Raw genomic sequence first — 13,629 nt, forward strand, 5'->3', positions numbered from 1 at the left:
TTTGGATTCATTTATCCAAAGGAGTTTTATTACGTTTTAGACTAAAATAATCTGGCACCGGATCATCTCCAGTCTCTGATAAAGGGTGACATCTTAAGATACGGGCAATTCCCATAAGAACTCCCTTTAAGCCATGCTTTTCTATTGCTTGGATCATATAAACCGAACAAGTTGGACGAAAACGACAAGACGGTGGAAATAGGGGAGAAATCCATCTCTGATAAGCCCTGACCAAGGCAATCAGAAATCTTTTCATTATTTGACCTTATTGACAGCAGCGTTATGAAGCTGGCTGATTTCTTTCTTATTTAGACGGCGTGATTCACCTGGACGAAGCCCTGTCAAATCAAGGGTTCCAAAACGGGTACGAGACAACTTATCAACGAGCAAGCCCACTGATTCAAACATTTTCTTAACCTGGTGGTTACGCCCTTCATGAATTGTCAATTCGACAACTGAACGATTCTTTTCATGGTCAACTTTGATAATATTGTAACGTGCTGGCTTGGTTTTCTTGCCATCAATGACCACACCACGAGTTAATGGACGGAGGTTCTCCTTGGTCGCAATACCTTTGACACGCGCCAAATAAACCTTGTCAATCTCATTACGTGGGTGAATCATTTTATCGGTAAAGTCACCATCATTAGTCAAAATAAGAAGACCAGTCGTATCCCAGTCAAGACGACCAACAGGATAGATACGTTCCTTAACGTGGGGCATGAGGTCAATCACCGTCTTACGATTTTTCTCATCAGATACCGAAGAAATAACCCCTCGTGGTTTATTAAGAAGATAATAGACCTTCTCTTCATTATAAATTGGACTACCATTTACCTCAACAATGTCACCATTTTTGACAATGGTTGCCAATTCCGTAACGGTCTTACCATTTAGGGTCACACGACCTTCTTTAATCAGTTCCTCAGCCTTACGACGGCTGGCCACACCAGCGTGGGCAATATATTTATTAATTCGCATTCTTTTTCTACAGCTTAAGCTGTATCCTTTCTACCTAGCATCTCTGCTATGTTTCTTTCTTTTTAATGATTAGTTTCAACAAGGTTTACTCTTAATTGTCCGAGTCCTCAAGCTCTTCTGGAGTATCTTCCCTAAAGAGACTCGTTTCCTGCTCTTCAAGTTCTAGTTGGTCAATCGCCACAAGTTCGTCTAAACTGTTAATTCCCATATAGTCCAAGAAATAATCAGTAGTCGCATATAGGTTAGGACGACCGACAGCATCTTTTTTACCAGCCTCTTGAATGAGATTGAAGGCCTGAAGTTTAGCAATAGCACCACTAGAATTAACACCTCTAATGTCATCGACTTCAGCACGTGTAATAGGCTGTTTATAAGCAACTATAGAGAGAACCTCAAGACTCGCTCTGGATAGACTTTGGTTGATTGGCGTTTTAGAATAGTCACGAAGGAGACTTGCAAAATCTGGCTTAGTCACCAGCTTATAGGTATTTGACGATTCCAATAAACAAAGAGCTGAACCCTCATCTGCCTCATACTTGGCTTGCAATTTTTCCAAGGACTGAGTCAGACCTGTCACTGGCATTTCCAAAAGCTGTGCCATAGCATGTAGACTAAGACCATCTTCACCTGCCACAAAAAGTAAAGCTTCTAATCGTGCTAAGTGACTACTCATTCGTCCATTCCTTTCTTAGTGTGATTGTTCCAAAAATTGTTTCCTGTTGTACTGATATGCGATGTACCTTAATCAATTCAAGAGTTGCCAAAAAGAGGGTGATTACTTGATTCATATCTTTAGCATCGGTGAAAAGTTCATCTAAATGTAGTTCATTTTTTGAGCCAAATGCTTCCTCAATAATCAGCATCATGTCTTCAATTTTATAATCGTCACGCGCAATAGTCGTGTGATTTCGGCGAATTTCTTCTTGCTTTTCAGCCATGATTTTTGAAAAAGCCAAGAAAATATCTTGAATGGTCTTATCCTGATTCAGAGTCACATCTTCATAAACCAATTCTACTTTTGGTTTTGAAAAATACTGAGCTCGTACCTCATGCTGCTTAGCCAACTCTTGACTAGCTGCTTTGAAGCGTGCATATTCTTCCAATTGACTCAAGAGCTCTTGTTCAGGATCATCTGCTTCAGGCTCAGCTTCCACCACTGTGGGCAGAAGCTTACGACTCTTAATCAGCATGAGCTGACTAGCCATAAGCATATATTCCCCAGCAACTTCAAGCTTCATGGCTTGCAAGGTTGCCAAATAAGCCAAGTATTGCTCGATAACCTCAACAATGGGAACATCGTAAATGTCTACCTCATACTTAGAAACCAGATGGAGCAACAAATCCAGTGGCCCCTCAAAATCTTTTAACTTAATATCCATTAGGTTTTATAGTATTTCTCCAAGGTCACTGGACTTTTTAGTCCCAGTAAACGAGCAAGTTCAAAGGCGCCCGTTCCCTTTTCAATCTGTCTAAGAATAAATTGCTGACGCAAGACTTGAGCGGTTACATTCGATAAGCCACAGTCACTAACATAAGTCTGGATTTGCTTATACAGCCATTGTCGAGTATAGACCTTACCCAAAAGCAAGCCCTGGCTGTTCGCATCTTTAATAGCCAACAAATACTGCTTCACATCTGCTTCAAGTCTGAGAACACGCTTAGTGCTTCCCTTGGCCACAGTTACAACACCAAAATCCAAGTCAATATCGGACCAGTCCAACTCCAAAATCTCTGAAGGTAAGAGCCCCAACTCTAGAATCAGCAGACAAGACAGCTTACCAACCCCTTCACGCCCCTCATAAAGCGATGAAAGATCCAGTATTCGCAACTTATCCTCCTGAGAAGGTATTGTAACCGTCTCTGATAGTTTGAAAAATTTCTCTAATTCACCCTTTTGATAGAGGTATAGCAAAAATTGATTGACCGCAGAGCGCTTACGCTTTTGTACAGATGGCTTCCATTCCTTCAGTTGGTTTTCATAGAGCTTAAGACTGGTTTGATCAATTTGTCCTGAAATCGACGTTGCAAACTGCTTAAGATCATAAGCATAAGCTTGCTTTGAACTCTCCGAAATGACCTTAGTAGCCAGAAAATCAGTGATCTGAGTTGTCAGTTGTTTTTGGAATGATGATATAGTCATGTGTAAAGTCATGTAAGAGGCTATTAACCGCCTTTAGAATCGATTTTCGTGTGATAATTCCTTTGAAAATGCCTTGGCTGTCAACCACAGGAAGGAAAGGATTATTAACTAGCTTATGCATTACCTCATTTAGATTGGCATTATCTTCCACTGTTTCCACGACATCTGATGTCATCGGTCCGATATCACGGTTAACCATCTCCCACTCTTGCAAGTTATGTTCATCTTGATATCGCTTAATATCCGTCAAAGATATGGTCCCAAGATAATGCTTATCCTTAGTCAAAACGGGAACGCGCGAATAACCATTGCTTGTCAAAAGCAAGACCACATGATCAGCGTTGTGACTATCAATAAAAATAGCAACCTGATCTGATGGAATTAAATAATTATCTAAATGAGCCAACAAAAAATCTTCAAATTCTTTAGCAATCATCGTTCAAATTCCTGTGTAAGTTCTGAATAAAGTTTATGGTCACGTGTGTAATATTCTACACGAATTTTTGCACTGTTTATAATCACCTTAGCATAAAGTTTCTCATGGATAGGTCCACGTGGCTGCGAAACAGAACCTGGGTTGATAAACACTGTCTTACCATTTCGCCAAGCTGCTGCCGCATGCAAGTGGCCATAGAGACAAATATCTGCATCCTCTTGTTGCGCCCAAAGATCCAACTTGTCCCAGGTAAAATTAATGCCATAAAGATGACCATGGGTTTGTGCAATAATCACATCACCAAGTTTAACGACCAAACGTTCTGGATAACCTGAATCATAATCACAGTTACCACGAACCACATGGATACCTTCCCAGACAGGATCACTTGATTCTAACTCAGAATCTCCGTTGTGGAAAATAGCATCTACCTTCCCTTGATAACGATTTTTTATATCTACTACAATGTCACGTTCTCCATGGGAGTCGCTCATTACGATTATTGTTTGTTCTGCCATGCTGGGAAGACCTCCATAAGTTTCTTAACAGCTTGTCCACGGTGAGATTGTTCATTTTTCTCTTCTGCAGAAAGCTCTGCTGCCGTTTTACCCGTATTACCAACTAAAAAGAGTGGATCATAACCAAAACCATTGTCACCTTTAGGTTCTCGGCCAATATAACCCTTCCAGTCGGCATCAACAACCAAACTATCACGTCCAGGGGCCGCAACAACTAGGGTTGTATGGAAATTCGCAGTACGTTTGCTATCATCAAGCACCATAGCTAGCTCGTGCAATAATTTAGCATTATTTTCAGCATCCGTAGCATCAGGACCTGCAAAGCGTGCAGACCAAACTCCTGGTAAACCTCCAAGAACATCTACCTGCAAACCAGAGTCATCTGAGAGGACCATTTTACCAGTTAATTCAGAAATGGTTTCCGCCTTCAAGCGTGCATTTTCTTCAAAGGTCATACCCGTTTCAGCAACTTCAGGAAGGTCTGGATAATCATTAAGATTCTCTACCTTAATGCCTAGTTTTCCAAATAGTTTACGAAATTCCTTGGTTTTTCCTTCATTGCGTGTCGCAATCAATAGGACATCACCAAAGTCTGATTTGTTATCAGAACCAAAGAAATCACTCAAGGCAACACCTTCTCTAGGCACATGCACATAGACAAGCTTATCTCCTTCACTAACTACCAAAGCCCCTTGATGTTGCGTAACAGCTAGGTCACGACCAGTTTCCTCTTTCAAGCAATCCAAAATAAAGGATACCAAGCGAAGGTCTGAAGAATGTTTCGCAATATGTAACTGAAAGCCACTAACAGCCAAAACGTTAGTCAAAGCTTGGAAAAAGTCAACAAATTGCTCATAGGCCTCATCACCACCAAAACAAGTCAAGTGATTGTAGCTTCCAAAACTAGCCAAATACCAGTCTTGTTCGTCTTTATATTCAAAAATTGATTTAGTCATTTTCTAACTCCTTGTCCAAATCGACATGTTGGACAGCAACTTCTTCACCCAGCCATTGTTCTGCGATTTCTTTAAAACCTAGCACACTAGCTGTGGTGTAATATTCTTCCGTCTTGTCTTCGACTTCACGGCTGCGATTAATCTCAAAATAATTGAGCAAAACAGAAACATCACGAACTGTTTCCGCTCCGCTATCAATTAGCTTGACACTTGGCCCCATAACATTTTGGATGATGGGACGTAAAAGTGGGTAATGGGTGCAACCCAAAACCAAGGTATCTACCTTACCGACTAAAGGTGCCATGCTTTCATAAACAATTTTTTTAGCCACACTTGAGTTAATTTCATTGGATTCAACAATAGGGGCAAAGCGAGGACAAGATAAACTCAAGACATTCATTTGTGGTGCCAAATGCTTAATTTTTTGTTCATAGATGTTAGAGGCAATCGTCATTGGAGTCCCAATGACACCAATATGACCCGATTGGCTAGACTTAATAGCCGCACTAGAACCAGGCAAAACCACACCTAGCACTGGGATATCCAAGGCTCCTTTGATTTCCTCCCAAACTACTGCTGTTGCCGTATTACAGGCAATAACAATCATCTTTACATCTTTGGTCAGAAGGAATTTAACCAACTGCCAGGTATACTGTCTGATTTGTTCTGCCGGTCTAGGACCATACGGTGCCCTAGCAGAGTCACCAATATAAACAATAGACTCGTGAGGCAACTGACGTTTAAGTTCACGTACCACCGTCAGTCCTCCGACACCAGAATCTAAAAATCCTATAGGTCGATTATCCATCTTGCCTCCTTATCCCCTAGGTTACATGTAAAAAGCTGAGATTCACGTCCCAGCTCCCCACCATTATTTTTTCTTTTTCTTGCTATCTGCAAGTGCTTGTTTTTGTTGTTTGATAATTTGGTTATATGTTTGACGCACTTTTGCTTCATTTGGTTTTTGACCCGCAGCTGACATCATGGTACGAACAGCGTCCACATTCAAACGAGGATTTTCAGCCAATTCTTTCTCCATTTGTTTGCGGGCAAAGTATGCGCCTCCATAAAAACCACCCAAAAGGGCTACAAAAACAAGAATAATCCAAAGGACGGTGTTCATAAATTCATTTCTCCTATAACGTTGATTTACCTTATATTATAGCAAAAATGGGCCCTACTGACAAATAAGACGTTGATTCTGAAAAACGTCTAGAAAAATAGTTTTTTCGTTTAAAATACCGATAAAATGAGACTTTCAGTATTTTTCACTTACAAGTGTAAAGGACTTGTAAGATTTCTAGAACAAAAATAGGTTATTATATAGGTTGTGGAATTATTATTATGTTTATATAAAGGGGTTTATTTATGCTCAAGGAAGCAACTATTTCCGAACGAAAAATTGTCAACGCATTTATTGAACTCTTAGAGGAGAGTTCACTCGAACAAATCAGCATCACAGATATCATCAAGAAGGCAAATCTCAGCAGACCGACCTTCTACTACTACTATTCAAATAAGGAAGATTTGGTTGAAACAACCTTCTCAAAGATTTTAGATAAAATCTCAAGTATTCTTCAGGAAGACATGACCTACCAAGAAGGTGTTGTCACTGAAATGCTACGATATCTTAAGGAAAATCAAAAACTCTGTCTCACCTTGATGACACACATTCCAAACATCAATGAGATGATTCGTGAATTCATTATCGAGACTATCCTTAACTCTGATATTGAAAATGTTACAGAACTCATGGAACAAAGCTATCATATCCCTGCCAAATATTCATTGGAAGTTTATGTTAGCACCATTGTTACCATTTTAACACTATGGCTCAAAGAAGGCTGTATCGAATCCCCTGAGGAGTTAGCCGATATCATTCTTGAAGCTGTCATCATTAAAGTAAAATAAGCTAGAGCCTTTAAGGCCTAGCTTATTTTTTGTTAAATATCAAAATCAAAACCATCAAGAGTGGCAAAGTAATCATTCATCGTCTCTGCACGACGAATCATACGAGCTGTGCCATCTTCTTGGTAGAGAATTTCTGCAGAACGAAGACGTCCATTATAGTTGTAACCCATTGAGAAACCATGAGCACCTGTGTCGTGGATAACCAATGTATCTCCAATACGAGCTTCTGGCAATTCACGGTTCTTAGCAAACTTATCATTATTTTCACAAAGTGAACCTGTCACATCAACTACTTGAATGTCACCATCTGGATTAGTCATATTCGTGATGTGGTGGTAGGCATCGTACATAGCTGGACGGAGCAAGTTAACCGCAGAAGCATCTACACCAACATAGCGACGATAAGTATCCTTAATATGAAGAACCTTAGTAACGACAAGGCCATGAGGTGCTGTCATGAAACGCCCAAGTTCAGTGTAAATACTGATATGTCCAAGACCATTCGGAACAAGGATTTCATCAAATTTAGCATGAACCCCTTCACCGATAACGGCAATATCATTTTGTTTATTGGCTGGTGTGTAGTCCACTCCAACACCACCTGATAAGTTGATAAAGTCAAGGCTAACACCAAGTTCATTCTTGATTTCTACCGCCAATTCAAACAGTTGAGCAGCCAAGGTTGGGTAATACTCATTCGTTACTGTATTTGACGCTAAGAAAGCATGCAAACCGAATGATTTCACTCCTTTTTCTTTAAGGTAGGCATAGCCTTTGAAGAGCTGTTCCTTAGTCATCCCAAATTTTGATTCTTCAGGATGATCCATGATATCAGTACCGAGAGAGAAGACGCCCCCTGGGTTAAAGCGCAAAGAAAGGGTTTCAGGAAGTCCTGCAGCCTCTTCCAAGAAAAAGATATCTTCGTAAGCATCAAGGTTAATTGTCGCATTAATATCACGCGCGTAAACAAACTCTTCAGCACGTGTATCATTAGACGTAAAGCTAATGGCACTACTATCAAAACCAATTTTCTTACTCATGACAAGCTCTGTATCGGTCGCACAATCGACACCACACCCTTCTTCCTTCAAGATTTTGAGGATTGCTGGATTAGGTGTAGCTTTTACAGCAAAGAATTCTTTAAAACCTGGATTCCACGAAAAGGCTGCGTTAACTGCACGCGCTGTTTCACGAATACCTTTTTCATCGTAAATATGGAAAGGTGTTGGAAATTCTCCAGTGATTTGTTCAAGTTTATCAGCCGTAATAAAAGGTGTTTTTGTCATTTGATTCTCCATTTTTTACAATAGTAATCCTATTATAGCATAAGAAAAGGCTTGAAACCCAATTTTCTAATAATCTCAAGGCATAATTCATGATACAATAGACCTATAACCTAAATAAAATAATGGGGGATTATTTATGAAAAAATATCTTTACTCTGGGGCTCTTGCTCTAGCAGCCATCTTAACGCTCTCAGCATGTGCCAAACCAAAACTTGATGCCAAGCTTTCTGTTAACGATATTGTCTATATGTCAGGAAGCGACCTCAAGCTCAAGGATGACCAAACCCTAGTCGAAGTTTCATTCAAACTCGAGAATACTTCGGAAGATATGGAAAATGAGCTCAAAACATCTGCTAAACAATTCTACCTCAAAGATAAAGATGGTAAAAAAGTCACAGCAAGCAAGCTCGATAAGGGCGACCTACCTACTCTCTTCAATAAAAATAAGAACGTAGAGGACGCTACAGATGACTTTGGGAAGCTTGAAGCTGACGACTACAAGACTGTCTCACTCTTTTTCGAAGTTAACAACGACGAAAGCTATAAACTCTATTTTGAATCAAAAGATGAGAAAACAGAGGGACAAACAGTTTCTACTAGCCTAAAAGATTTCGATGGTAAAACAACTACCAATGTTAAAAAGGCTATTGACGCTTATTTCAACGCAGTTCTTCTAGGTGGTGAAAGCAAAGACTACAGTAAATTTGTTTCTAACGACTTGGATAAAGCCAAGGGTGAACTTAACCAATATTTCTCAGATAGCCTTCAATACAGCTATGATGATACTGATCATATCAAACCAACCGGTGATGAAATTCCAAAAGTTTTTGGTTGGGTCCAAACTGCTAACCGTGAACGCGGTAGCTACACTGTTGATAACATTATCGTCGCTAAAGATAAAGCAGAGTTTAACGTCAGCATGTCAACTATCAGTATGAAAGCTGCAGACGATGCCTATGGTGCTAATCACCCAAATCTCACAGATGACCTTAAAAACTACCTACAAAGCAATGGTGCTAACGCTGGAAATGTCGACCAACTAACAAGACAATACTACATGGAAACTTACCTACCGAATTCAATCAAAGAAGTAAGTCCATCAGCACCAAAGACAGAAGGAACAAATATCTTTGATAATTACTCAGTCGAGCTTACTAAAAAAGACGACAAGTGGGCCTTCCCAGATAAAGATAGCTATGTCGGAAAATGGGATTACTACCCACTCTTCTACGCTTACACAGGTCAGCAAGGGACACTTACAAAAAACTATTAGACATTAAAAAAATCAGCCATCTGGCTGATTTTTTTACTAATTACGTCTAGCAAAGAGTCGCAAGATATTCAAGAATAAGTTAATGAAATCCAAGTAAAGACTAAGCGCCATAGATACTGCCCATCCATCTGTAACCTGACCATTGGCACCGTAGTAAACCTTTTTAATCAACTGGTTATCGTAGGCAATTAAACCAGAGAAAATAAGAATTGATACAATACTAATCACAAAACTCATCATGCTACTTGCAAAGAAAATATTAATCAAGCTAGCCACAATAATCCCAATCAAGGCTGCCATAAGGAATTTAGCCATGCCTGATAGATCTCGCTTAATACTAACTCCGATAAGGGCCATGATAAAGAAAACAATGGCAGTGCTAAGGAAGGCTTGAAAAACTATGGCTTGCGTATATTGAACGATGATAAAACTAAGTGTAAATCCATTCAAAGCGGAGTAAACCAAAAATAGAGGTAGGGCCGCAGGTGTATTTCTTCGTGCAGCACCGCTAGCCAAAAAGACCAAACCAAACTCTAAAAAGAGGGCTGCCATGTAAACCCAAGAATAATTCATGAGAATATTGACAAAAACATGTGAGAGAGGAAAGAGCATCAGATAAGAAATGACTGCTGAAAGTCCCACTCCTATACCGACAAGGCCATAAATCTTTCCGAAAAAGCGGCTTAAGCCCGCATCACTAGTCGTATAAATTGCATTTGATTCCATAGCTATCTCCTAAAAATAATGAATTATTGGTGGTGGCTTTGTAGGGTCTTACGACGGAAAAACTTACGATTTTTAATTCGGTTTCGTAAGGGTGTCGCCGCTTCTTTAACCGCCCAATACTTATCCACCATCGTAACAATATAAGATTCCTTATACTTCGGCGGTGCAATCGTTGCTCCCCACATATGCTTGAGGATAATATCCTCTTCTTTTTTGTTTAGATTAACAAGCTTTCTGGCATTACGAACAGCAATACGTGGGTGTACCCAAGCATGACTCTTATTAAATTTAGTTACTCGCCAATCATAATAGAAAAAATCATGTAAGAGACCGCCTCGAGCAGTACTCTTGGCATCCCAGCCAAATTTTTTAGCAATCTTATAGCTGGTGTAACTAACATTAACCGAGTGTTCTAAACGTGTCGAATGATGGTGCTGTACAATCCCATCCAATTTTTGAAAACGTGGGTGTGAAATCAAATGTCCCACAACTTCCATGAATTCTTTATCATCTTCTGGTCGTTTCATAATAATACCTCATTAATGTTTCTAATGCTTCTTCATTATACCACTAGTGCTTAAAATTACTTTAAAAGTCAGTTGTTTTCTCCTAAAATCATCCTTGAGACCTAGAGACTAAACATGAGAATTCCTGCTGCAACAGCAACATTCAGACTCTCCGCCTGACCTGGCATGCTAATATGTACGAGTTGATCAGCAGACTCAGCCATATCCTGACTAATTCCCTGACCTTCATTTCCCATCACTAAGGCAAAATTGCCATCTGTCTTAACTGCTTTATAGTCAACAGAAATATCTGAGAGAGTCGTTGCCAAAACAGGTACCCCTTGCTTTTTGCAAGCCTCAACCATGTCAAGAATAGGTCCACGATAGATTGGAAGATGGAAATGACTTCCCTGCATAGAACGCAAGGTCTTCTGATTATAAATATCAGCTGATTTATCTGACAAAAAGACTCCGTCATAACCTGCGGCATCCGCTGTGCGAATCATTGTTCCTACATTGCCAGGATCCTGAACATCCTCCAAGAGAAGATACTTCCCTGAGAGAGATTCTGGCAAGGCTTGAGATTGTTTAGCAACTTCTGCCACAATCCCTTGGGGGGTCTGGGTTTCACAGAGCTCCTTGAGCACCTCTGGACTAACCAACTTCACCTTAGCCATATTAGCCACACGATTAGCCATTTCCTCAAGCACGAAAACTTGAAGAATATCGGCACCACTTGCCTTTGCTTCCTCAAAAAGATGCCATCCTTCTAAAAGATAGCTAGTTTTACGGTGCTTGCGCTGCAATAATTTTCTAGCAGATTTAATGCTAGCATTTTGCTTTGATTGAATGATTTCCATACACTCATTATAGCAGAAATTCCTTGATAAATCTTGGACTTGACCGACTTTATAGCAAGGATTATACTAAAGGAAAGAGCTTTCAAAAGGAGGTCGTGGACCATGCAAAAAGTAAGATTATTAGTCTCAGGAAGAGTCCAAGGTGTTGGTTTTCGTTATTCAACCTATGCTCTAGCACTAGATATTGGAGATATATACGGTCGGGTTTGGAATAATGACGACGGAACTGTTGAAATCCTAGCTCAGTCAGAAAATCCTGCTAAGTTAGCTAAATTTATTCAAGAAGTTCGAAAAGGACCTTCAAAATGGTCTAAAGTAACCTATGTCGATGTGACCATGGCAAACTTCGCAAATTACAGCGATTTTCGGATGGCTAATTAAGAGGAAGCCACCGTTTTTAGCTTGTTCTCTTTCTTAAAAAAAGGTAAAATAGACAAGTATAACTAAAAAACAAAAGGAATGATATTGTGAATAAAAATCAAAAACGTCTAGCCCTGATGGGGCTTGCTGCCAGCATGCTACTCTTCCTATCAGGATGTGTGAGCCTTGATAAGTCTGGTAATCCTACTGGTTGGGTCTGGAACCTCCTTGGTCGCCCTATGAGCCACGTTATCACCTACTTCGCAGATAATCTTGGTCTCGGCTTTGGTCTTGGTATTATCTTTGTTACCATCATTGTTCGTTTGATTATCTTGCCACTTGGTCTTCACCAATCTCGTAGCGCAGCCTACCAATCAGCAAAACGTGAGTACCTTGCGCCTATCTTGGAACCAATCAACGAACGTTTGCGTAACGCTGAAACTCAAGAAGAAAAAATGGCTGCCCAGTCTGAACTTATGCAAGCTCAGCGTGAAAACGGTCTAAGCTTGATGGGGGGTGTTGGCTGTCTTCCTCTATTGATTCAGTTCCCATTCTTCTCAGCACTCTACTACGCAGCACGTTACACTCCTGGTGTACTCCAAGATAACTTCCTCTGGTTTAACCTTGGTCACCGTGACTTCCCATTGATTATCATCATCGCAGCTCTTTACTACTTCCAATCTTGGTTGTCTATTCAACAAGTTCCTGAAGAGCAACGTAAACAAATGGCAGCGACGATGTACAGTATGCCGATCATGATGATTTTCTTTGGTATCAGCTCACCTGCAGCCGTAATCCTCTACTGGTTCGTTGGTGGTATCTTCTCTATTATCCAACAGTTGATTACCAACTACATCATCAAACCTCGCTTGAAAGAAAAAGTTGCTGAAGAGTTCAAAAAGAACCCTCCAAAAGCACCTCGTACTACACCAATCAAGCGTAAAGATGTAACACCAAAAAATACTCAAGCAATTGCAAGTAAACCAAAGAAAAACCGTAACGCCGGTAAGCAAAATCGTAAATAAGCTACAAAGCACTCTTGGCATTTGCCAAGAGTGCTTTTCTTATAGATTAATTCAGACTAGCCTAACTCCTACTAGCGCCGGCAACCAAAAAGGGAGTGAGACAGAACAACTGCTTTGTCTCACTCCCACTAGTTTCAAATATTAGACACTTTAACGCCAACAGTCACTTAGGCTGTTTTTTCTACACTAAGGATTTCTACAGAGTAGCTACCTGCTGGTGATTCGATAGCGACTTTGTCGCCAACTTTCTTACCAATCAAAGCTTGAGCAATTGGGCTTTCATTTGAAATCTTACCTGAGAAGATGTCAGCACCGGCTGCCCCAACGATATGATAAGTATCTTTGTCGTTTGTACCAACTTCTTGAACAACAACAGTTTTACCAATTGCAACCTCGTCATTAGCAACAGCATCACTATCAACGATTTCTGCATAACGAATTTTTGTTTCAAGAATCTGAATTTGTCCTTCAACAAAGGCTTGCTCGTCTTTGGCTGCTTCATACTCAGAGTTTTCTGAAAGGTCACCATAAGAACGTGCAATCTTAATACGTTCTACAACTTCTGGACGACGGACGAGTTTGTACTCCTCCAATTCCGCTTCAAGTTGTTCTTTCTCTGCTTGTGTCATTACATATGTTTTTTCTGCCATT

At 40.2% G+C, this 13,629-nt stretch carries 19 protein-coding genes; 4 read left to right on the forward strand and 15 right to left on the reverse strand.

Annotated features, from left to right (window positions below; genetic code table 11):
- Positions 1-7: 7 nt before the first annotated feature.
- The 10 genes from yidD to HMPREF1519_RS00910 form a co-directional block, all read right to left on the reverse strand.
- Positions 8-256, reverse strand: coding sequence for a membrane protein insertion efficiency factor YidD (gene yidD / locus HMPREF1519_RS00865; protein ID WP_013990033.1), 249 nt, complete (start codon positions 254-256; stop codon positions 8-10).
- Complete coding sequence (locus HMPREF1519_RS00870) at positions 256-981, reverse strand: pseudouridine synthase (protein WP_002883686.1); 726 nt, start codon at positions 979-981, stop codon at positions 256-258. Before HMPREF1519_RS00870 ends, yidD begins: the two co-directional genes overlap by 1 nt.
- Positions 982-1,072: 91 nt before the next feature.
- The gene (gene scpB, locus HMPREF1519_RS00875; RefSeq protein WP_037610652.1) at positions 1,073-1,654 is read right to left on the reverse strand and encodes an SMC-Scp complex subunit ScpB; all 582 of its coding nucleotides are present in this window, start codon (positions 1,652-1,654) and stop codon (positions 1,073-1,075) included.
- A complete protein-coding gene (locus HMPREF1519_RS00880) occupies positions 1,647-2,360 on the reverse strand; it encodes a segregation/condensation protein A (RefSeq protein WP_013990031.1) in 714 nt (237 codons plus the stop codon). Before HMPREF1519_RS00880 ends, scpB begins: the two co-directional genes overlap by 8 nt.
- A complete protein-coding gene (gene xerD, locus HMPREF1519_RS00885; RefSeq protein ID WP_037610654.1) occupies positions 2,360-3,121 on the reverse strand; it encodes a site-specific tyrosine recombinase XerD in 762 nt (253 codons plus the stop codon). The genes HMPREF1519_RS00880 and xerD overlap by 1 nt, the downstream gene beginning before the upstream one ends.
- The gene (gene cbpB, locus HMPREF1519_RS00890) at positions 3,075-3,557 is read right to left on the reverse strand and encodes a cyclic-di-AMP-binding protein CbpB (RefSeq protein ID WP_002883680.1); all 483 of its coding nucleotides are present in this window, start codon (positions 3,555-3,557) and stop codon (positions 3,075-3,077) included. Before cbpB ends, xerD begins: the two co-directional genes overlap by 47 nt.
- A complete protein-coding gene (locus HMPREF1519_RS00895; protein ID WP_037610656.1) occupies positions 3,554-4,075 on the reverse strand; it encodes a metallophosphoesterase in 522 nt (173 codons plus the stop codon). The genes cbpB and HMPREF1519_RS00895 overlap by 4 nt, the downstream gene beginning before the upstream one ends.
- Positions 4,057-5,031 carry a nucleoside-triphosphate diphosphatase gene (locus tag HMPREF1519_RS00900; RefSeq protein ID WP_037610658.1) on the reverse strand — a complete coding sequence of 325 codons (975 nt, stop codon included), beginning with the start codon at positions 5,029-5,031 and terminating at the stop codon, positions 4,057-4,059. The genes HMPREF1519_RS00895 and HMPREF1519_RS00900 overlap by 19 nt, the downstream gene beginning before the upstream one ends.
- Complete coding sequence (gene racE, locus HMPREF1519_RS00905) at positions 5,024-5,839, reverse strand: glutamate racemase (protein ID WP_002883619.1); 816 nt, start codon at positions 5,837-5,839, stop codon at positions 5,024-5,026. Before racE ends, HMPREF1519_RS00900 begins: the two co-directional genes overlap by 8 nt.
- A 63-nt stretch (positions 5,840-5,902) precedes the next feature.
- On the reverse strand, positions 5,903-6,154 hold the full coding sequence (locus tag HMPREF1519_RS00910; RefSeq protein ID WP_002883695.1) for a YneF family protein: 252 nt from the start codon (positions 6,152-6,154) through the stop codon (positions 5,903-5,905).
- A 245-nt stretch (positions 6,155-6,399) separates the two neighbouring features.
- Between HMPREF1519_RS00910 and HMPREF1519_RS00915 the strand changes: the two genes are divergently transcribed.
- Positions 6,400-6,942 (forward strand): TetR/AcrR family transcriptional regulator, encoded by a 543-nt coding sequence (locus tag HMPREF1519_RS00915; protein WP_002883702.1) that lies wholly within the window; start codon positions 6,400-6,402, stop codon positions 6,940-6,942.
- Between the two features lie 32 nt (positions 6,943-6,974).
- Here HMPREF1519_RS00915 and HMPREF1519_RS00920 read toward each other — a convergent pair whose 3' ends face one another.
- Entirely contained in the window at positions 6,975-8,228 is a 1,254-nt protein-coding gene (locus tag HMPREF1519_RS00920) for a diaminopimelate decarboxylase (protein WP_037610660.1), read from the reverse strand.
- 136 nt (positions 8,229-8,364) lie between these two features.
- Between HMPREF1519_RS00920 and HMPREF1519_RS00925 the strand changes: the two genes are divergently transcribed.
- Positions 8,365-9,501: a DUF5105 domain-containing protein gene (locus HMPREF1519_RS00925; RefSeq protein WP_037610662.1), complete on the forward strand. Its 1,137-nt coding sequence runs from the start codon at positions 8,365-8,367 to the stop codon at positions 9,499-9,501.
- Between the two features lie 36 nt (positions 9,502-9,537).
- Here the strand turns inward: HMPREF1519_RS00925 and HMPREF1519_RS00930 are convergent, their stop codons facing one another.
- The 3 genes from HMPREF1519_RS00930 to HMPREF1519_RS00940 form a co-directional block, all read right to left on the reverse strand.
- Complete coding sequence (locus HMPREF1519_RS00930) at positions 9,538-10,227, reverse strand: Bax inhibitor-1/YccA family protein (RefSeq protein WP_002883648.1); 690 nt, start codon at positions 10,225-10,227, stop codon at positions 9,538-9,540.
- A 23-nt stretch (positions 10,228-10,250) separates the two neighbouring features.
- Entirely contained in the window at positions 10,251-10,754 is a 504-nt protein-coding gene (locus HMPREF1519_RS00935; protein WP_002883682.1) for an HD domain-containing protein, read from the reverse strand.
- 101 nt (positions 10,755-10,855) lie between these two features.
- Positions 10,856-11,593, reverse strand: a complete 738-nt coding sequence (locus HMPREF1519_RS00940) for a TrmH family RNA methyltransferase (protein ID WP_002883652.1) — start codon at positions 11,591-11,593, stop codon at positions 10,856-10,858.
- A gap of 102 nt (positions 11,594-11,695) precedes the next feature.
- Between HMPREF1519_RS00940 and HMPREF1519_RS00945 the strand changes: the two genes are divergently transcribed.
- Together HMPREF1519_RS00945 and yidC are read left to right on the forward strand one after the other, a co-directional pair.
- Complete coding sequence (locus tag HMPREF1519_RS00945) at positions 11,696-11,974, forward strand: acylphosphatase (RefSeq protein WP_037610664.1); 279 nt, start codon at positions 11,696-11,698, stop codon at positions 11,972-11,974.
- An 86-nt stretch (positions 11,975-12,060) separates the two neighbouring features.
- Entirely contained in the window at positions 12,061-12,978 is a 918-nt protein-coding gene (gene yidC, locus HMPREF1519_RS00950; RefSeq protein WP_002886520.1) for a membrane protein insertase YidC, read from the forward strand.
- A gap of 167 nt (positions 12,979-13,145) precedes the next feature.
- Here yidC and greA read toward each other — a convergent pair whose 3' ends face one another.
- The gene (gene greA, locus HMPREF1519_RS00955; protein ID WP_002883697.1) at positions 13,146-13,628 is read right to left on the reverse strand and encodes a transcription elongation factor GreA; all 483 of its coding nucleotides are present in this window, start codon (positions 13,626-13,628) and stop codon (positions 13,146-13,148) included.
- Position 13,629: the final 1 nt, after the last annotated feature.

Origin of the sequence: Streptococcus sp. SR4 (assembly GCF_000517725.1) — a bacterium.
Classification (GTDB): Bacteria; Bacillota; Bacilli; order Lactobacillales; family Streptococcaceae; genus Streptococcus; species Streptococcus salivarius_F.

Bases quoted from the DNA above. Each gene is read 5' to 3' on its own strand.
- HMPREF1519_RS00900 (WP_037610658.1), bottom strand. From the start codon at position 5,031: ATGACTAAATCAATTTTTGAATATAAAGACGAACAAGACTGGTATTTG.
- HMPREF1519_RS00940 (WP_002883652.1), bottom strand. From the start codon at position 11,593: ATGGAAATCATTCAATCAAAGCAAAATGCTAGCATTAAATCTGCTAGA.
- HMPREF1519_RS00915 (WP_002883702.1), top strand. From the start codon at position 6,400: ATGCTCAAGGAAGCAACTATTTCCGAACGAAAAATTGTCAACGCATTT.
- HMPREF1519_RS00870 (WP_002883686.1), bottom strand. From the start codon at position 981: ATGCGAATTAATAAATATATTGCCCACGCTGGTGTGGCCAGCCGTCGT.
- HMPREF1519_RS00925 (WP_037610662.1), top strand. From the start codon at position 8,365: ATGAAAAAATATCTTTACTCTGGGGCTCTTGCTCTAGCAGCCATCTTA.
- HMPREF1519_RS00880 (WP_013990031.1), bottom strand. From the start codon at position 2,360: ATGGATATTAAGTTAAAAGATTTTGAGGGGCCACTGGATTTGTTGCTC.
- racE (WP_002883619.1), bottom strand. From the start codon at position 5,839: ATGGATAATCGACCTATAGGATTTTTAGATTCTGGTGTCGGAGGACTG.
- yidD (WP_013990033.1), bottom strand. From the start codon at position 256: ATGAAAAGATTTCTGATTGCCTTGGTCAGGGCTTATCAGAGATGGATT.
- greA (WP_002883697.1), bottom strand. From the start codon at position 13,628: ATGGCAGAAAAAACATATGTAATGACACAAGCAGAGAAAGAACAACTT.
- HMPREF1519_RS00930 (WP_002883648.1), bottom strand. From the start codon at position 10,227: ATGGAATCAAATGCAATTTATACGACTAGTGATGCGGGCTTAAGCCGC.
- HMPREF1519_RS00935 (WP_002883682.1), bottom strand. From the start codon at position 10,754: ATGAAACGACCAGAAGATGATAAAGAATTCATGGAAGTTGTGGGACAT.
- HMPREF1519_RS00945 (WP_037610664.1), top strand. From the start codon at position 11,696: ATGCAAAAAGTAAGATTATTAGTCTCAGGAAGAGTCCAAGGTGTTGGT.
- scpB (WP_037610652.1), bottom strand. From the start codon at position 1,654: ATGAGTAGTCACTTAGCACGATTAGAAGCTTTACTTTTTGTGGCAGGT.
- cbpB (WP_002883680.1), bottom strand. From the start codon at position 3,557: ATGATTGCTAAAGAATTTGAAGATTTTTTGTTGGCTCATTTAGATAAT.
- xerD (WP_037610654.1), bottom strand. From the start codon at position 3,121: ATGACTATATCATCATTCCAAAAACAACTGACAACTCAGATCACTGAT.
- HMPREF1519_RS00895 (WP_037610656.1), bottom strand. From the start codon at position 4,075: ATGGCAGAACAAACAATAATCGTAATGAGCGACTCCCATGGAGAACGT.
- HMPREF1519_RS00910 (WP_002883695.1), bottom strand. From the start codon at position 6,154: ATGAACACCGTCCTTTGGATTATTCTTGTTTTTGTAGCCCTTTTGGGT.
- HMPREF1519_RS00920 (WP_037610660.1), bottom strand. From the start codon at position 8,228: ATGACAAAAACACCTTTTATTACGGCTGATAAACTTGAACAAATCACT.